This window comes from Lachnoanaerobaculum sp. OBRC5-5 (assembly GCF_000296385.1).
GTDB lineage: Bacteria > Bacillota > Clostridia > Lachnospirales > Lachnospiraceae > Lachnoanaerobaculum.
In genome coordinates this window covers 1,206,826-1,224,965 of sequence record NZ_JH815185.1, presented here as the reverse complement: position 1 = coordinate 1,224,965, position 18,140 = coordinate 1,206,826, and the positions used below count along the sequence as shown (strand labels likewise).

Sequence of the window (18,140 nt, the reverse complement as noted above, 5' to 3'; positions counted from 1 at the left end):
TGTTTTTTTCATCCATGCAAAATCTTCTTTGTACAACAGACTGTTAGATATAGCAAAAACGGCCTTTCAAAAACAGTTAACTTCTAAATCAACTGTTTTTTGAAAGGTCGTTTCATCAGATTCTTATAGCAATCCAGCAAATAATCTCATAAATAATTGTCCCAGTCGCAAATATGCACTTCGTCCGGTTTGATATTGGTCTGTCACATCACGACATTCTCCCATCGTTCTTATCAGATCATTTTTTATTTCCACAACTGCCTGACAATCTGCCATAAAACAGCCGTTTTCAAAATGGTGATATAAACTTCGATAATCCAGATTAATTGTTCCACAAGTTGCCATACAGTCATCTGCCACACTCATTTTTGCATGACAGAAGCCAGGAGTCCACTCATAAACACGAACACCATGTTTAACTAATCCATGATAAAAAGAACGAGTTATATTATAAATGAATTTTTTATCAGGGATACCAGGTGTGATAATTCTTACGTCTACCCCTCGCTTAGCAGCCAGACATAACGCATGCGTCATTTCATCTGTTATGATTAGATATGGAGTCATAAACCAACAATATTTTTCAGCTTTATTTATCATACTGATATAAACTTCTTCTCCTACTTGCTCATTATCCATAGGACTGTCTGCATAAGGCTGAACAAAACCTGTTTGCTGTGCTTTATAATCGTAATGAATAATGTATTTACTAAAATCAGTATCATTCGTAGCTTTTTCACTAACAGCATTCCACATTTCTAAAAATGTCACTGTAAGCGACTGAACAGCATCTCCTTCTAAACGAATACCGGTATCTTTCCACTGCCCATACGGATGCGTATAATTAAAGTATTCATTTGCAAGATTATATCCACCTGTAAATCCAACTTTTCCATCAATTACTGTTATTTTTCTGTGATCACGATTGTTCAAAAACAGATTTAAGCCTGGCATAAACGGATTGAATACACGGCAATGAATTCCTATTGTCTCCATCTTTTTCACAAAATCTGTGTTAATAAAGCCTATAGAACCCATATCATCGTAGAATACTCTAACTTCCACACCTGCTTTTACTCGCTCTTCCAGAACATCTTGAATCTTATGCCATGCTTCAGCGTCTTCTATCGCATGATATTCCATAAAGATAAACTTCTGTGCTTTCTCCAAATCCTTAAGCTGTGCCTCTAATCCTTTCACTGCTTCATCAAAATACACAATATCCGTATTCTGATAGATTGGATACTGCGAATTTCTTTGTATGTAACTTGCTATATTTCCTGCTTTCGGAATTGTTTCTTTTATTCTGCTCAAACACTCCTGACTGTCCGGAAGCATTGGTAACAATTTGCTATCAATTTCTGCATATCGCTCACGCATTTTATGTGTGCCGCCATTCAAACCAATCAATAAATATAGGCCTACACCCATAATTGGGAAAATTAAAATTAATATAACCCAAGGCATTTTCATGGAAGATGTCTTATCTGATGCATACAATTCCAAAACTAAAATTCCACTTAAAATCCTTGTAAATAGATTTATGATTTCTGCATATTCATTTAAGCGTGTTACAATAGTAATAATAAAAACTACTTCTAGAAGAATGCAGATTATGGAAAAACACAATCGTTTTACTCCGTTTTTTGTTTTCGCTTTTCCTTCTAAGGTATCTTGCTTCATATGTATTCCACCTCTTCTTTCTACGTCAGCTCTATATTCAAAATACTATTTATTTTGATAATTGATTCGTTCCCCTTGAATTACTGGATAACAAATCAATTTATTACTTTCCAGATCCTCTGCATGCATATCTACCGCACTGATCTGATGATTTTCATAAGTATTATAATAATAGATACCTTTAATAACATTACAACAGGATGTATACAATGTGATTTCATATTTTCCATCAGTCACTTCGCAACATCCACGTTGCTGATCCAAAGATCCAAGAATGTGAAAGAACTGACTAACACTTTCTTCCTCAGATTCACCTGAAATTGCATTTACCTTTGTAAAAGCCACACGCACAAAACGAGAAGAAGATGAAAGATCTCCCGGAAGACCTAAACCTCCCATACCTCTACTATATGCATTAAGAGCCAAATTTCCTCCAAAAGTGTTTTTGGGTTGCTTTGGGGATAAATACATATAATTATTTAATTGAAACATCTGCTGTGGAAATGGCGGATTATTCGTAAGCACTCCTACAGGATTATCGTAAATATGTAGACCATCTGACATAGACTCTACAGTAATTGATTCATTTTCATCAGCGATAATCCAATGTAATTGTGCTAATGGCAATTGCTCACTGAAAGGAGTATTAACAATATTAATTCGATTAAGAAGCTTACGAACTTCTGCTAAAGAAGCACACTGACTTAAAATCCATGGAATAAATTCAAACTGTGCAATATTTTCCACATCTGGTTGAACCTCGGAATAAACAGCATTTCCGACAAAATTCAGACCTGCCATTGCCACTCCTTTTTCATTCATCGCATCATAATATAAAGGATAATCCTCTGCAACATGAGCCATTCCAATAATTGCATAATGATTTTTCATATCGCCAACATGACGGAAATGGAATGAATAGTTACGTGGTGCAATTACTATCTGATCACCGTAAGAGAATTCATAATCGAGGGTTCGTCCAAAGTAAAAATCTTTTGTCTTATAGGTTGCTGCTGTACACATGATTGTTTATCCTCCTAAATAATATGAACTATATCAATAAGTTTTTTGTTGAACAATAGTATATAAGGGTGTGTCTGATCTATCACATTTGCTCCAATCTACCTACTCTATCATAGCATAGTGCCTGTCCCATATTTAGGACTGTGTGTTGTCAGGGACAAACTCCACGATATCGCCAATATTGCAGCCAAGGCAAATGCAGATTTTTCTCAGAGCTTCCATTGACACGTCCTCGCCCTTTCGGAGTTTTGTCATGGTACTAGAAGACAGCCCGGACGCTTTGTGTAGATCTCCTTTGCTCATTTCCTTATCGACGAGCAGTTTCCACAATTTTTTGTAGCTTGCTTTCATGACTTTCACCTCAGCAAAGTATGTGAAATAATCCTAACTTACATTATAGCACAAGAAGGTCTGCTATTCAATAGAGTTTCGTAAACTTTGGGTGAATACGACCGATTTGCACGAGACGTTCAATTTTTTCGAGTTGGATGATATACAGCTAAAGGGAAAGACTGTGCCGGTCAAAAAGCCAGCACAGCCTTTTTGTTATTCTCTCTGGTTATCTCGAATTTGTTCAGGCTCTTGAACTACACTCGGCTTGAGAAAAATATCTACATTTGCCTTCATGGTGTCGATCAGCCGTGCTTCCTTTTTGAGCTTCGCACGTTCATCATAGAGCCGCTGTTGCTCTTCAAGAAGTCGCTGCTGTTCCGCTTGCAGTGTCTTCAAGCTCGGCAGTTTTTCATCGCCCTGCATGGCAAGCAGCGTACTCCGTGCCGCCTCGAAGATCACAAGTTTGGCTTCATGCTTTGCCTTGAACCCCGGCTTGTCTTTTGTCTTCTGGAAGGCATCATATACAGGCTTGAGCCGCTGGTAGTTGGAGATATTTTTGATGAGCGGCTGGACTTCCCGCAGACGTGCTTCAACGCCTTTCAGTTCCTTGCCGGTACGGTCATAGGAACCGTGAACATCCTCAACCTTCTTCTCAAGATCGGCGTATTGAAGCAGATTGTTTTCCGTGAGATAGTTGAGTGTCCGTGCCGCTTCCTTGAGGATAGTGAGCTTTGCTTTATGCTCGTAACCCTTGCTGTCGATAAGCCTGATCCGCTCCTGAATATCTCCGATGAGAGAGATGCCCTTCGGCGTGGTCTGTCTCTGACTTCTTCGGGGCGTCCGTCCGGCAATCCGCTCCTTGATGCGTTCCTCGGTGTAGTTTTCACCGATAGTTTTAGACCTTGTAAACCGCTCCTGACCTTCAGCGCGGAAGGAGATGTATTTGCCGGTCTTGATTTCATAACCGGCTTCCTGCATAAGCCGTAGAAAGTCATCATAGTCCTTCGCCGTGATGACAAGTCGGTCGATGGTCTGCTTGAGTTTCTGTTTCCAGCTCGTGCCGCGTTTGGCTTCGGTGTACTCCTTGTAGCCCATGCCCTTGTTCTGCGACGGGGGGATCACAGACAGCCCGTGTTCCTTGCATATCTCATCGCTGAGTTGACGCAGTTCCCGATAGGTTCTCCTGTTGCTCCGGTAGGCATGGAAGTCCACATAGTTCACGGCATTGAAGATGATGTGATTATGGCAATGCCCCTTGTCGATGTGGGTTGCAATCACATATTCGTACTTGCCCTTGAGCCATTCGTCCGCAAGCTGCTTTCCAACTTCATGAGCCTCTTCCGGTGTCACTTCACCGATGTCAAAGGACTGGATCAGATGACGGGCAAGCACCTTCGGCATCTGCATTCCTTGCTGTACTGCGAGGTTTCTTGTCCATTCAAATTCTTTTGCCGCCGCATCGCTTGCAGCACACCCGTAGGACGAAACATAGAAGGCATCGTCTGTCTTCTGCGGGTCAAGAATATAGGTGAGAGCTTTGTTTACAGTTCCTCGGATTGGCTTGATTTTAGTAACTGCCATATCTCACCCTGCCTTTCTTTCAGCTCTGCAACATCATCCGCATAGAAGTGTCCGGTGGAGTTGATGCGGCGGCAAATCTGATTGATGTTCGAAGCAACACGGCTGACTGCGGCGGCAAGTTTCTTCTGCTGCGTATAGTCCACCTTGATGATATAGCCGTCAATCGCCATCTTCCGGAGATATGCTCCCATGTTCCTTGTTCCGAGTTGCGCCATCTTTGCCTTGATGATTCTTTTTTCATCGTCGGAGACGAAGAAGAGTATCTGATTTGGTCGCGTTCTGTTTGCCATAGGCGTTCCGTCCTTTCGTAAAGGAAGAGGGTTTGGGAGGCATCCCAACAAGCATTTTTCAGATTAAGGGGAGGGTTTCCTTAATCGAAAATCGCCGTGTGTATATACACCGGCTGTGCTTGCTATTCTCTAAAATCGTATTCCCTCGCAGAGACTCCCCGTAAAATCCCCCTTCACTCTATACGGACAAATAAAGCAAAAATGTCAGGTATCCGAAAAAGAAAAAGACGCTCAATAGCGTCTTTTTCAAACCGTTTTCAATATTACTCAAGCACTGAGAATAGCTCTCCCTCAATAGACAGCACATCATCCATCGGAATCTTTGCGCCGTCCTGCATGGTGATCCGCCGCTCAAAATCATCGATCTTTTTGACTGCGCCGACTGCTGATACATATTTTCCGCCAGCCTTCCGCTCATCAGGCCGGAAGTAGGTAATGGTAACTTCCGGTGCTTCATCAAGGGCTTCCATAAGAAGCTGATACTTCATATCCAATGCACTTAGAGCTTCCACGTCAAGCTCGATCCTTTCGTCAGTCAGACGTCCGGTTTCTTTGATTGCAGCATCGTAGCCGGTGAGGGCAGCGAAGGGAGCAAACTGCGCTGCACGATCTGACATTGGCATCTGCGGTCGGGTCTTGGAGACGTGGTGAGGATGCCCCATGATCTCGTTGTATTTTCTGTTCACGCCTTGTGCCCTCCGATCTGCGCATTACGGTCTTTGGCAGTTGCGCCTTCTTCAAGATTCATCGCCTTGAGGATGGCATTCTTGCCGTACTTCTTTTTGATCGCAAGCGTGGCGGCTTGTATTTTCCGCTCACGCTCCAAAGCGGCGTCCTCGGCTTTCTGCTTTTCCTCTTCGGCGGCGTAGTCAGTGAAGAGGTCAAGCTGAACAGCACCGTCGTTTTTCTTCGGCGCGTCCGCTTCCGGCAGAACATGGTTTGCAACAACGTACATACGGCGGACAAGCAGATTCTTGTCCACGATCCGGTCAAACAGCTCTGACACAGCACACATTATTTTGCGGGTAGAGGATGTGTGACCGTCGAGGTTAATAGAGCCGTGCGCCTGTTTCGGAATCTGCCTCCCATAATGATCTGTCTCCACCGCGCCGTGATACTTTGCCCGTCGTGCCGGATCGGTCAGGTTCTCGATGTCGTAGCCAACTGTGAGAACCATCTGGTCAGTGACAAGCCCCTTGTCCACCAAGTCCAACACGAGCAAGTCCGTCATTTCCCGGACAACCAGCTTCGCCTTCTGCGGCTCATAGGGACAGTGCAATACCTGACCGGAGCTGAGGCTGTTGGAGCTGGGACGGTATGCCTTGATTGCCTCAATGGTGGTCGGTTCCCATCCCCACGCATGGTCAATGAGCAATTCCGCGTTCTTGCCGAACAGCTTGTAAAGCAAGTCTTCATTCCGCTCTGAACAGAGGGCAACATCGCCCATCGTAAACATCCCATTTTGCTCAAGTTTCTTGGCAATGCCCCGACCCACGCGCCAGAAGTCCGTGAGCGGCTGATGAGACCAAAGCTCACGTCGGAACTTCATCTCATCCAGCTCCGCAATACGGACGCCGTTCTTGTCGGCGGGGATGTGCTTCGCCACAATGTCCATTGCCACTTTGCAGAGGAAAAGATTCGTGCCGATTCCTGCTGTTGCTGTGATGCCGGTTGTTTCAAGCACATCGAGGATGATCTTCATGGCAAGGTCATGTGCCGAGAGCTTGTAGGTGTTCAGGTAGTCCGTCACATCCATGAACACCTCGTCGATGGAGTAGACAACGATGTCCTCCGGGGCAATATACTTGAGATAAACCTGATAGATGCGGGTGCTGTACTCCATGTAATACGCCATCCGGGGCGGCGCGATGATGAAGTCGATCGCCAGAGACGGGTTTGCTTGCAGCTCCGAGAAGAAGTGTGATGTGCCGTCCAGCCTGTGTCCCGGTGCGTCGTGCTGCCGTCCGGCGTTCGCTTCCTTCACTCGCTGCTTGACTTCAAATAGCCGTCCGCGTCCGGAGATACCGTAGCTTTTGAGGGAGGGTGTAACGGCAAGGCAGATAGTCTTGTCCGTCCGGCTTTCGTCTGCTACCACGAGGTTTGTGTCCAGAGGATCTAAGTCGCGCTCCCGGCATTCCACGGAGGCATAGAAGGATTTCAGGTCGATTGCAATGTAGGTTCTGTCTTTCATTTTCGGCTGTCCTCCTTCCTGCGATGTATAAAGGCAGGGGCTTATGCGCTGCCCATCAAGTTCTCCGTCCTATCAAAGCGGCATCGGTGTCCGGGCGATCAGAATGACCGCCAGAATCGCGCCCACAAATGCCGCTGCCCCTACGACCGCCAACACCTTTTTGTCGAGCTTCTTCTTCGCTGCCTTGCCAATCAGCGCAGCGCAAGCCATGCAGACAGCCGCAGCAACAAGCGCAATGCCCAGCGTTTCCCATAGCCAAGAAAGTTCATGTAGGATTTTCATGCGATCATCATCTCCTGTTCGTTAAACTGGAATTTATAGTCCTCTCAAAACCAATTTGCTTTTTCTTCTCGAAATACGGGAATATCACTATCTCGATATGGATTGTAATTATGAAGATTGCAACCAAACTCTTTTAATGATTTTATTTTGTTATCCTGTGTCCATACAATTAAAGATATTCCGTCAAATTCTTCAACATTTCCATTATTCATTTTGCTTTTAAAATACCACTCCACGATTGTTTGATTGCCTTGATGAAAAAATTGCTTAATCTCCCAGACAAGAACACTTCCGCGTGTATTCCATTCGTCAAACCAGTGCTTTACCGTTTTGCGGTTTTCATATTTAGGACTCCAACTCTCAGTATATACAACATCATCTGTAAAAATATTGTCAATTCCTAAATCTGCTTTCTTAATCCACATATCAAACCATAATCGGATAATTTTTTCTCTCTCGTTCATAAAGTACCTCCATAACTTCCGAGTTGTCTGTCCCTTAAAGTCCAAGTCCTTCAACCCACGCCGCAAGCTCCTGATGCCCGACGTTGCCCTTGAAAACTTTGCCGTCCATCAGCTTTGCGCCTTTACAGCTCGGCGCAAGGCGTTCGTTCGTCTTGCCAATGCCGCTTCCGCCGGAGGTTGCAAACGGGATGATCGTTTTGCCGCTCAGGTCATAACTCTCAAGGAACGTATTGATAATCGTCGGCGCAACGTACCACCAGATTGGGAAGCCCACAAAGATTGTATCGTAGTCCTTCATGTTGTCCCGCTTCACGGCAATTTCCGGTCGTGAAGCGGGATCGTTCATTTCAATCGTGCTGCGGGCGTTCTTTTCCATCCAGTTCAGATCAGCTTCCGTGTAAGGCACCTTCGGCTCAATCTCAAAGATGTCCGCGCCGATTGCCTCAGCCAGCGTCTCGGCTACCTTTGCAGTCACGCCGGACGCAGAAAAATATGCTACAAGTTTCTTACTCATGTTTTAACCTCTTTTCTCAAGTCACAAGTCTGTATATGGTCAAGGGCAGATACCAGAGGGCAACTGCCAGCTTCCAGATCAGAATTACGCCGCCGATCAGACCGCCAAGGACAAGGTTGAGTGCAACAACACCTACTGTCCCGGAAATACCAAAGCCAATCGGAATCAGCGTGAACATCTTCCCAATGCCAAAAGGTACTCCGCAAGCAAGCCAGATCAGGAAATAATCGGGCGCTCCGTTTTCGATGAAAATACGGCTGAACATCGAAAACAAAAACAGCGCAACCACAACTGGAATGACGGTCTTCTTTAGGAACTCTTTCATGACATCGCTTTTCGTCATACTGACCTCCTTCACTTCAAAAAGCTGCTACGGTACTCCATCCGACGAAGTTTATGTCCGGTTTCTGCCAGATGCGCGATTTTCAAAGCAACCAAGTTGATGTCTGTGTGCATTGCCCGCGCAATCTGCTCCGAGGTGTACCCGTAGTCGTAGATGTATTCGAGGATTTCATCGGAATCAAGAAGGATCTCTGCCGCAACGATGTTTGCCTCGTACTCCGGCTTCGTTGCCATATCATACAGCACAAACTCCTGCAAGCCATGTTTTTTGGCAAGCGCACGGTGCAGCCGGTCGTGACCGATCTCATGGGCACAGACAATCCGCTTCATTTGTGGACTCAAATCCTTATTAAGAAAGATGAAGCGGTTCCTTTTGACGATGCAGTACATACCCTTGAGTGATCCGAGATTTTCGCAATTGTCCATGACATTGATACCCAGCGCGTTTGCAATCTGGAAAGGATCTCTTGTGCCGCAGCGTCGGACGAGATCGCTGCCGACTTTTGATAGTTGTTCGGCGTTCATCGCGCCACCTCCCTTCGGGGATAACCATTATATCAAACAGCCTGTACCAAAAACCGGACTTACTCTTCCGTCTGTTCTTTCCGGTACTTTTTCGGCGTGTACTTCTTGTTCTTTTCTTTTGCAATCCAGTAGGCTCTGGTGAGAGCCTGCATCGCGCCGTCCAGCGCATCTTCACTGAGACTGCCTCCTGCAAACATACCGGAAACCTCGCTCACCAGCTCGTCAATTTCCCGTGCTGCCTTTGCGCCGCCCTGTTCCTGTGCGGCAAGGACGAGCATTCCGCTGTTGCCGAGAAGATATTCCGGCGTTGTATTCAGAGCCTCAGCGATTTTCTTCACGACTTCATATTTTGTTGGCTTTCGACTGCCCAGCTCGTAATTTTGAATTGTCCTCGCAGTAACAGAGACTTTTTCTGCAAGAGCGGCTTGTGTCAGGTTGGCTTCCACTCTCTTTTCTCTTAGCCTGTCTTTGAATCCCATAAGGCACCTCTTTCTAAAATTTTCTGCGAACACGAACAGAACTTTCGTTAATTCCATTGACGTGAACATTATGTTCGTGCTATACTGTGCCTACACGAACATTTCGTTCGTGAGCATGATACCACACGAACAGAGCGTGTGTCAACATTCTTGGCGAAATTCGTGTCGGAAACAGGCAACTTTTTTAGGAACGGAGGACGCTTATGAACAATTTACAATGCAGAAAAGCCTACGTCAGAGTCAATTTGGATGTCGATGAAGAGGGAACAATCATACCGATGCTGATCCGATGGAAGGACGGAAGGGTTTTTCAGATCGAACAGCTCAAGTACAAATGCCGCGCCAGCTCCAACAAGGTTGGGGGTGGCGGCATCCGCTACACGGTCATAATCAGAGGAAAGGAGTCGTTCCTCTTTCATGAAGGTGATAAGTGGTTTGTCGAAGCAAAGGAGGACAACTGCTCATGATTTTATCCCAGCGCCAACTTGAAGAAATTGCAGCCTCAACAACGAAGGACTTCAACCGGTTCTTTTTCGGGGATGAGGTTGACAAGCCCGACCGATCAGCTTTGCCAACGCCCATTGATCAGTTTGCAAAGAATTATCTCGGTCTTCGCGTATCATTCGCCCGTCTCTCGCCGGACGGAAGCATCTGCGGTGTCACTGCCTATGCCGACACTGAGTACAAGATCACGGAGCTTGGCATTACGCGCACACTGGCTTTGAAGCGTAATCAGATTATCTTGGACGAGAGCTTCATTCGATCCGGCAATGTGCAGCGGCTCTGTGCCAAGCGTAGATTTACCCTTGCCCACGAGTGCGCTCATCAGATTCTCTTCCAACTGGAATCGGAAGAGGTAAAGACATCCTGCGAAATGAAATACTCCGCACGGACAGCCTATACGCCGCGAGAGCTGAAAACCCGCGAGGACTGGAACGAGTGGCAAGCAAATGTCTTGGGCGCGGCAATCCTGCTTCCTCAGAAGGAGGTTGATCTGGCGATGCGTCGGTTTGCAGAAACGCCGCTGATCAATTACGAGGGGAGGTATTCGTATGGTGATCACTTAACGCTGCGCCTTTTCTGCCGGTTGTTCGGTGTCTCCAAAACAACGGCGTCTATCCGCCTTCGTCAGCTCGGCTACATGGTAGATCGTCCATTCAGTGAGTATGTTGACCCATTGGAGGTGTGGTAATGAAGAGAGCATCCATTCGGGTTCAGGAACCGACGCCGGAGCTGATCGAAAAAATCCGCAGGGCAAGAGTTGCCATTTCCCAGCAGAAGCCCCGATACCTGAAATGTCCCTATTGTCAGCATAATGCCATTGCTGTCTACGAAGACACGAGAGGTCATGTAGAATCCAAGTGCAAGAAATGCGGGCGGATCACAGTCTTTGATGTGCTGAATATGAGAAGACTGCGACCGCGTACCAAGTAAGAACCAGAGGACAAGCCTCTGTTCTAAAATAAAATATATGTCATAGCTGAGCTGTGGAGCCGCCTGATAGGTGAAGTCATCCTAATGCCGCATGAGACAGAGTGTAATTACTCTGTTTTATCGGCATGGGATTCAAACCTCACCGTCATGCGGCTCTTTTTCTGTCTTCACCCTTCCCGCTGCTCCCGCGCAGCGGAAAGGATGAACAATGAAAACACCTAAGACCCCTATCGAGTTCGACTACGACCTCTGGACTACGGAGGACGGAAAGTGCATGGTGCGCGTGAAAATCACCGGTGAAGTAACAGAGGTTGACCGTAAGGTCATGCGAATCCTCCGCGCAGAGGAAAAAAGACTGCGCCGCTCAAAGCAAGGAGTTCCCATTTCCGGAACTGAAGGCAAAACAGCCGAAGAACGGGCAAGTGTACTGTCCTTAAGCTATGTCAGCTATGAGGGTTGTGAGGATTTAGAACCATACTGGTTGATTGATTCTTCCAGCATGGAGGAAAGCGTTATGTTCTGGATGTCAGAAAAGGAGTTTCGTGCAACGCTTACGCCGAAGCAACTTGACATCTACCTGAATTGCATCATCGGTGGACAGTCAAAAATTGATTATGCTGCTGCTAACAATATGCAGCGGCAAAGTGTTTACAATGCTGCGACACTAATCATGAAGAAAGCAAAATACTTTTTCAAAAAATTTTGATGATATACCTTACATTAGCTGCTTTTTTGTCCGTGGGATGGTGAAGAGAGGCAAATCACTCTTCACTGCTCCTTGAAAACTGAATAGTTCAGTGCTGCGGATCTTTCCGCTTCTGCGAAGCAACACAGCTTCCGACGCCAGGACCTCCCGCAAGGGAGTGAGCGACCTCCGGAGAGCTATAACAGCCGTGTGGTGCGGCTGCTTGCGACGATGCAGATGCCGGGTATAATGATACTTCCGTCTTTTCTCTGAAAGGGCGGCTCGGAGCGATCCTCGGAGGGGTGAGAGTCCCATGATACCGATTGACCATTGGTAGTCCGCAGCATTCCCTATTCGGCAGGGGCGCGAGCTGCAAATATGCCGGAAGGATAAACAATATGAAAACGCCCGAAAGGGCTTTATCATCAAAAACTATGGGCAGCAGTCTACTCAAAAAGGACTGCTGCCTATCCTTTTGCTGATAAGGCAAAAACAAATCTTGTGGAGGTGAGACGGGTGAATACCGCATCAACCATTTCTCAGCGCGATGCCTACAAGCTCATGCTGAAAGACTATCCCGATGTGATGAGCATTGAGCAGATGTGCGAAATACTCAGCATCAGCACAAAGACCGGCTACCGCATCCTGCGGGAAGGCAAAATCTGTTGTCTCAAAGTCGGCAGAGCCTATCGTATTCCGAAGGCTCATCTTTTCACGTTTCTCTGCATCGGTTGCGGAGAAGCAGTCACGGCGTAATGCTTGGACTCAATTTGTTTACAAAAAATGTTCGGCAGAGGTCCTCCAATTCGAACCCGGTTCTGGTATAATAGAAGCACGGTATCAGGTAGGTGTCTCTGCTACAAAGAAGGAGGATAATTATGGTAGCAGGACATCTCCGCGAAAAAAGCGGATATTACTACGCCGTGTTGAACTACACCGATTCTCTCGGAAAAAGAAAGACCAAGTGGATTTCCACCGGGCTTACTGTGAAGGGAAACAAAAAACGCGCCGAAGCAATCCTGATGGACGCACGACGTAATTTCAATCCCGAAGAGCCGAAGGTCATGAACGGAGACATTCTGTTCGCGGACTATATGGAAAAGTGGCTCGACATCATCAAAAGCTCGGTTGCAGTCCCGACATTCGCTTCATACTCGACTACGGTTAAAAAGATTGTAGCACCGTACTTCCGCGAAAAGGAAGTGACGCTCAAGAACCTGACCGCAAAAGACATTCAGGAGTTTTACCTGAGTGAGCTTGAGCGTGTCAGCCCGTCCTCGGTCATTCATTATCACGCCAACATTCACAAGGCACTCAAGTATGCCGTGAAGATTGACCTGATTGATGTAAACCCGGCGGATAAGGTTGAGCGTCCGAAAAAAGACCGCTACGTCGGCAGCTTCTATGATGCCGATGAGGTCAACGCTCTTTTCGAGGCTGCAAAAGGAAGCAAACTTGAACTACCAATTCTGTTCGGTGCGTTCTACGGTCTGCGCCGGAGTGAAGCAATCGGTCTGAAATGGGATGCCATCGACTTTGACCAGAACACCATCACCATCCGTCACACGGTTACTTCCTGTGATCTTGACGGCAAGCGCGTTCTGGTTGCGTCGGACACCACAAAGACCAAATCGAGTATGAGGACACTGCCTCTTGTTCCGTTCATGCGGGAAAGACTTCTTACGCTGAAAGAAGAACAGCAGGAAAACCGCCGCTTGTGCGGACGCAGCTACATCAAGGAATATCTTGAGTATGTATGTGTCAATGAGATTGGCGATCTGATCAAGCCCCACTACGTCACAGAGAGTTTTCCGAAACTGCTCAAGGCAAAGGGAATGAGACAGATCAGGTATCACGATCTCCGGCATAGCTGTGCCTCGCTTCTTCTGGCAAACGGTGTTCCCATGAAGCAGATTCAGGAATGGCTTGGTCACAGCGACTTTTCAACTACGGCAAACATCTACGCACATCTGGATTACAGCTCGAAGCTGACCTCTGCGGATGCAATGCTCAATGGCTTGGGCTTCGCGCAAAATTGAAAAAGAAAAGCCAGCAGCCGGAAAAACCGACTACTGGCGAGGTTTCTGGCGGAGCGGGTGGGATTCGAACCCACGGAACCTTGCGGTTCAACTGATTTCGAGTCAGTCCCGTTATGACCACTTCGATACCGCTCCGTATTTATCTCAACATCAGCACCTCGGAAAACGGGGAGAACTGATGGGGAGAACAAGCAAAAATATTAAGTTAAGAATACCCGAAAAACTCCATAAAATCAAGGGATTCCGGTCAGGGAGCTACCGAGTAGCGACCACGATTTCGAGTCAGGCTCGTTATGACCACTTCGATACACCTCCATGTTCTAGTATACAAAAAAATACGAATTAAATCAACCTTAATAATGATTAAGAAAAATACAATAATTACATTTTATATAGAAGAAACTCACATTTAGATAAATATTTTATTGTCATATAACAATAAAATAGATTGAAAAACAATACAATTTATGTTAAGGTATTGGCAACAATAAAATATCTCGGGAGGGTTAGGCATGCAGTGTAAAAAATGTGGTTCTATGAACATCGACGGAGCAAAGGTTTGTGAGAGTTGTGGAGTTACCATGGAGGACGTGAACATGAAGCAGAATCAAAATGATACCGGAACAAAGACATCTAATACCGGTAGTACCCCCTGCAGTCAAAAAAAGTTACCGAAAAATCTTATCTTCGGTATAGCAGGTGCTATGGCTGCATTTCTTATTATTCTGATAGCAGTTTTGGCTATGAATTCAAGTAAAGTTATTGATTTGAACAAATATATCAGCTTTGAATCAAGCGGATATGACGGTTATGGACAGGCAAGTATAAATATTGACTGGGAAAAGCTTGAAAAGGATTATGGCAAAAAGATAAAGTACAGCAGTAAGGGTAAAAAGGAGTATGGTGTTTTGACCTATGCTTTTGAACCTGTATATGTACTTCATGATGCCGTATCGGGAGTAGAACTTGAAAAGACTGAAAAGTTAAGCAATGGCGAAAAGGTTAAGTATACCTGGACGGTAGATGATGAAAAAGCCAAGAGTATTAATTATAAGTTAAAGTATAAGAATGGAGAATATTCAATCTCAAACTTATATGAACTTGGGAAGTTTGATCCTTTTAAAGATATAAAGGTGGAATTTTCAGGGATTGCACCGGAGGGAGAAGCTAAGTTTACTTATAGCGGTGACGATATAATACATAAAGGCAAGTTTAAAATTGATAAGCATGATAACCTAAAAAACGATGATGTTGTGACAATAAGTCTTGATCTTAATGAAGATGAAATCAGCTTCTTGGCAACAAGATATGGAAGAGTACCTGAGAAAATGAGCGAAAGTTACACAGTATCGGGACTTGAAACTTATGTAACAAAATACAGTGAGTTTCCGGAAGATTTCATAAAAGAAGCAAATGATAAAGCAACAGAGGTTATAAAAGAATATACAGACAATGCATACGGTGAGGGTACTACACTTTCAGATTTAAAGTATGAAGGCTATCTTTTCAAAACAAATGTGGACGGATACAATGTGTTATACATTATTTACAGCAGAGTACTTACAAGTGTGGAACATAAGTATGTGACTACTAAGATGTACTATCCTGTGGCATTTAGGACCTTAATGCTTAGTGATAAAATAAGCTATAAGACAGGTCCGGAGTTGGTAGGCAAATCATATGGAGTCGGAGATAACAGTGATACAAAGGGATTTAAGTTCCCAAGTGAGCTTTATAACAGCAACTATAAGAATACAGTCATAGAAGCCGGAGACGGTTTTGAAAATTTCAAGGAGCAGTCGTATGTACACAAACTTGAAGATATGACCGATGAATACAGAAAAGCATTGCAGGATGAAGCAAGAGTAACTTTAGATACATATATTGCAAAAGATTATAAGCCGAATATGCAGGTAAGCGATATCGAGTTTGCCGGGGAGTATTTACAGTATACCTCAGATGACAAGCGTCAGTTTAACGGTACAAATGTATACTTTGTAGTGTTTAAGGCTAATTTGTCTGACGCAAACGGTAATTTTCCTACTACCACAATTTATTATCCGGTAGAATATACCTATATAATGAAATTAAGTGATAATGATTTTACAGCAGCCAATAATACAAGTGTTTTCCTTAACTACACAACTCTTCCAAATACCTATGATACTACAAGAGGTTTTATAGACGGCAATGATATGTACAATAAAATAATAAGCAACCGTACAAAGTTATACGAGTACCAAGTAAGCGACAGTTTAAAACAGTTTGGAGAGTAATAATAAGTATATTGTGCTTATACAAGCAAATATGTAGAATAGTAAAAAAAGGGGGGCTGACAGTCAGCCCCTCTTTTATAACGTAATCGTTTGAATATTGGACAAATCTAAAGTAACAGTAGCTGTTTTAAAGTGTATTTCATATAATAACAATAAATTTCCTGCATGTTCTATCGTGTTCTTGTAATCGGGTATCTTGTCACAAAAGCAATCTGCCAAATCAAAAACGGTTTGCTTGCTTCTTACGGCAATTCCTCTTGCCTTTATATGTTCATTGCCGTTTGTGGGGATTGTTGTAAAGGCTACATTTCTATTTTGATCTATTTCCTGTACTTTTTTATTATCTTTAAAGGTTGCAAAGTATATGATATTATTTTTAGGATTAAAATAATAGTTGACTATTCTGACATTTGGATTGCCGTCTGTTCCGACGGTTGACAAAGCAAGGTCAGTCTGTGTAGTCATAATTCTTTGGAATTCTTTTAGTGTATCCATGAAAACCTCCGTTTATTTATGATAAATGAATAATACAATACCGAAAAAGGTTTATCAAGCCGATATTGAGTGCAACTCGATACCAACTTGGAATAGACATAAAAGCTCATTTGATGTATACTTTTCTCTATGTAAGATATCAAAAGATATCGTCTAAATATTTAGATATAGAGAAAAAGGGGAAGCCATGATTGATATTAAATTTTTAAGAGAAAATCCGGATATTGTAAGACAGAATATAAAAAACAAATTTCAGGATTTTAAACTTCCAATGGTTGATGAAGTTATAGAACTTGACGAGAAGCTTAGAAAGACAAAGGCCGAGGCTGATGAGCTCAGATCAAAGAGAAACAAGATTTCAAAAGAGATCGGTGCTTTGATGGCACAGGGCAAAAAGGAAGAAGCAGAACAGGTAAAGGCATCTGTAGCAAGTATCGGTGAGACATTGGCAGGTTTGGAGCCGCTTGAGGCTGAGCTTGAAGAAAAAGTAAAGAAAATCATGATGACCATTCCAAATATCATTGATCCGAGTGTACCTATAGGTAAGGATGACAGTGAGAACGTGGAAATTGAGAAATTCGGTGAGCCTTTCGTACCTGAGTTTGAAATACCTTATCATACAGATATCATGGAAAAACTTAACGGTATCGATCTTGACAGTGCAAGAAAGGTAGCAGGAAACGGATTCTACTATCTTATGGGGGATATTGCAAGACTTCATTCAGCTGTAATATCTTATGCAAGAGATTTTATGATTGAGAGAGGATTTACATACTGTGTACCTCCTTTCATGATCAGATCCGAAGTGGTTACAGGTGTAATGAGCTTTGCCGAGATGGATGCAATGATGTACAAGATTGAGGGAGAAGACCTTTATCTTATCGGTACAAGTGAGCATTCTATGATCGGAAAGTTTATTGATACATTAAATGATGAGGCTAAGTTGCCATATACACTTACATCTTATTCACCATGTTTCAGAAAAGAAAAGGGAGCACATGGTATTGAGGAGAGAGGTGTTTATCGTATCCACCAGTTTGAGAAACAGGAAATGATAGTTGTCTGCAAGCCTGAAGAGTCAAAAATGTGGTATGAGAAATTATGGCAGAATACCGTTGATCTTTTCAGATCTCTTGATGTACCTGTAAGAACACTTGAGTGTTGTTCGGGAGATCTTGCGGATCTTAAGGTGAAATCATGTGACGTAGAGGCATGGTCACCAAGACAGAAGAAGTACTTTGAGGTAGGAAGCTGCTCAAATCTTGGAGATGCACAGAGTAGAAGACTTAGAATCAGAGTAAAAGACGAAAACGGAAATAAATATTTTGCACATACACTCAATAATACAGTGGTTGCACCACCTCGTATGCTTATAGCATTCCTTGAGAACAATCTCAATGAAGACGGAAGCATAAGAATACCGGTAGCACTCAGACCTTATATGGGTGGAAAAGAAGTTATAAAAGGTTAAAAATATTACACCCTGTAGAATATACAGGGTGTA

At 44.1% G+C, this 18,140-nt stretch carries 21 protein-coding genes and 1 tRNA gene; 7 read left to right on the top strand and 15 right to left on the bottom strand.

Annotated elements, in window-relative coordinates; genetic code table 11:
- Positions 1 to 123: 123 nt before the first annotated feature.
- From cls to HMPREF1135_RS05625, 13 genes are all read right to left on the bottom strand, one after another.
- Positions 124 to 1,683, bottom strand: a complete 1,560-nt coding sequence (cls, locus tag HMPREF1135_RS05685; RefSeq protein ID WP_007592984.1) for a cardiolipin synthase — start codon at positions 1,681 to 1,683, stop codon at positions 124 to 126.
- A gap of 45 nt (positions 1,684 to 1,728) precedes the next feature.
- Positions 1,729 to 2,706, bottom strand: a complete 978-nt coding sequence (gene bsh / locus HMPREF1135_RS05680) for a choloylglycine hydrolase (protein ID WP_007592981.1) — start codon at positions 2,704 to 2,706, stop codon at positions 1,729 to 1,731.
- 135 nt (positions 2,707 to 2,841) lie between these two features.
- On the bottom strand, positions 2,842 to 3,057 hold the full coding sequence (locus HMPREF1135_RS05675; RefSeq protein ID WP_034242946.1) for a helix-turn-helix domain-containing protein: 216 nt from the start codon (positions 3,055 to 3,057) through the stop codon (positions 2,842 to 2,844).
- Positions 3,058 to 3,252: 195 nt separating this feature from the next.
- Positions 3,253 to 4,620 (bottom strand): relaxase/mobilization nuclease domain-containing protein, encoded by a 1,368-nt coding sequence (locus HMPREF1135_RS05670; RefSeq protein ID WP_007592979.1) that lies wholly within the window; start codon positions 4,618 to 4,620, stop codon positions 3,253 to 3,255.
- The gene (locus tag HMPREF1135_RS05665; protein WP_034242944.1) at positions 4,581 to 4,910 is read right to left on the bottom strand and encodes a plasmid mobilization protein; all 330 of its coding nucleotides are present in this window, start codon (positions 4,908 to 4,910) and stop codon (positions 4,581 to 4,583) included. The genes HMPREF1135_RS05670 and HMPREF1135_RS05665 overlap by 40 nt, the downstream gene beginning before the upstream one ends.
- Before the next feature lie 263 nt (positions 4,911 to 5,173).
- A complete protein-coding gene (locus HMPREF1135_RS05660) occupies positions 5,174 to 5,596 on the bottom strand; it encodes a hypothetical protein (RefSeq protein ID WP_007592973.1) in 423 nt (140 codons plus the stop codon).
- Complete coding sequence (locus HMPREF1135_RS05655) at positions 5,593 to 7,101, bottom strand: Y-family DNA polymerase (RefSeq protein ID WP_007592971.1); 1,509 nt, start codon at positions 7,099 to 7,101, stop codon at positions 5,593 to 5,595. Before HMPREF1135_RS05655 ends, HMPREF1135_RS05660 begins: the two co-directional genes overlap by 4 nt.
- Before the next feature lie 72 nt (positions 7,102 to 7,173).
- Complete coding sequence (locus HMPREF1135_RS05650; protein WP_006573505.1) at positions 7,174 to 7,383, bottom strand: hypothetical protein; 210 nt, start codon at positions 7,381 to 7,383, stop codon at positions 7,174 to 7,176.
- Between the two features lie 44 nt (positions 7,384 to 7,427).
- Positions 7,428 to 7,847: a nuclear transport factor 2 family protein gene (locus tag HMPREF1135_RS05645; protein WP_003864537.1), complete on the bottom strand. Its 420-nt coding sequence runs from the start codon at positions 7,845 to 7,847 to the stop codon at positions 7,428 to 7,430.
- 34 nt (positions 7,848 to 7,881) lie between these two features.
- Complete coding sequence (locus HMPREF1135_RS05640; protein ID WP_007592963.1) at positions 7,882 to 8,361, bottom strand: flavodoxin; 480 nt, start codon at positions 8,359 to 8,361, stop codon at positions 7,882 to 7,884.
- A gap of 16 nt (positions 8,362 to 8,377) precedes the next feature.
- A complete protein-coding gene (locus tag HMPREF1135_RS05635) occupies positions 8,378 to 8,704 on the bottom strand; it encodes a DUF6050 family protein (RefSeq protein ID WP_007592962.1) in 327 nt (108 codons plus the stop codon).
- Positions 8,705 to 8,715: 11 nt separating this feature from the next.
- Positions 8,716 to 9,228 (bottom strand): ImmA/IrrE family metallo-endopeptidase, encoded by a 513-nt coding sequence (locus tag HMPREF1135_RS05630; protein ID WP_007592961.1) that lies wholly within the window; start codon positions 9,226 to 9,228, stop codon positions 8,716 to 8,718.
- Between the two features lie 59 nt (positions 9,229 to 9,287).
- Positions 9,288 to 9,707, bottom strand: a complete 420-nt coding sequence (locus HMPREF1135_RS05625; protein ID WP_007592960.1) for a helix-turn-helix domain-containing protein — start codon at positions 9,705 to 9,707, stop codon at positions 9,288 to 9,290.
- Between the two features lie 203 nt (positions 9,708 to 9,910).
- On the opposite strand from HMPREF1135_RS05625, the gene HMPREF1135_RS05620 reads away from it, so the two are divergent.
- From HMPREF1135_RS05620 to HMPREF1135_RS05590, 5 genes are all read left to right on the top strand, one after another.
- Entirely contained in the window at positions 9,911 to 10,174 is a 264-nt protein-coding gene (locus HMPREF1135_RS05620; protein ID WP_007592958.1) for a hypothetical protein, read from the top strand.
- Positions 10,171 to 10,899 (top strand): ImmA/IrrE family metallo-endopeptidase, encoded by a 729-nt coding sequence (locus HMPREF1135_RS05615; RefSeq protein ID WP_007592956.1) that lies wholly within the window; start codon positions 10,171 to 10,173, stop codon positions 10,897 to 10,899. The genes HMPREF1135_RS05620 and HMPREF1135_RS05615 overlap by 4 nt, the downstream gene beginning before the upstream one ends.
- Before the next feature lie 450 nt (positions 10,900 to 11,349).
- Positions 11,350 to 11,847: a hypothetical protein gene (locus tag HMPREF1135_RS05605; protein WP_007592954.1), complete on the top strand. Its 498-nt coding sequence runs from the start codon at positions 11,350 to 11,352 to the stop codon at positions 11,845 to 11,847.
- A 495-nt stretch (positions 11,848 to 12,342) separates the two neighbouring features.
- Positions 12,343 to 12,582 (top strand): helix-turn-helix domain-containing protein, encoded by a 240-nt coding sequence (locus tag HMPREF1135_RS13685; protein WP_314987181.1) that lies wholly within the window; start codon positions 12,343 to 12,345, stop codon positions 12,580 to 12,582.
- A gap of 122 nt (positions 12,583 to 12,704) precedes the next feature.
- Positions 12,705 to 13,865: a tyrosine-type recombinase/integrase gene (locus HMPREF1135_RS05590; RefSeq protein ID WP_007592950.1), complete on the top strand. Its 1,161-nt coding sequence runs from the start codon at positions 12,705 to 12,707 to the stop codon at positions 13,863 to 13,865.
- 46 nt (positions 13,866 to 13,911) lie between these two features.
- Here HMPREF1135_RS05590 and HMPREF1135_RS05585 read toward each other — a convergent pair.
- Positions 13,912 to 14,000, bottom strand: a tRNA-Ser gene (locus tag HMPREF1135_RS05585).
- Positions 14,001 to 14,377: 377 nt separating this feature from the next.
- Between HMPREF1135_RS05585 and HMPREF1135_RS05580 the strand changes: the two genes are divergently transcribed.
- The gene (locus tag HMPREF1135_RS05580; protein WP_007592948.1) at positions 14,378 to 16,141 is read left to right on the top strand and encodes a zinc ribbon domain-containing protein; all 1,764 of its coding nucleotides are present in this window, start codon (positions 14,378 to 14,380) and stop codon (positions 16,139 to 16,141) included.
- 75 nt (positions 16,142 to 16,216) lie between these two features.
- Here the strand turns inward: HMPREF1135_RS05580 and HMPREF1135_RS05575 are convergent, their stop codons facing one another.
- The gene (locus HMPREF1135_RS05575; protein ID WP_007592945.1) at positions 16,217 to 16,636 is read right to left on the bottom strand and encodes a pyridoxamine 5'-phosphate oxidase family protein; all 420 of its coding nucleotides are present in this window, start codon (positions 16,634 to 16,636) and stop codon (positions 16,217 to 16,219) included.
- Between the two features lie 187 nt (positions 16,637 to 16,823).
- Here HMPREF1135_RS05575 and serS point away from each other — a divergent pair, with 187 nt between their 5' ends.
- A complete protein-coding gene (serS, locus tag HMPREF1135_RS05570; protein WP_007592944.1) occupies positions 16,824 to 18,107 on the top strand; it encodes a serine--tRNA ligase in 1,284 nt (427 codons plus the stop codon).
- Positions 18,108 to 18,140 lie beyond the last annotated feature (33 nt).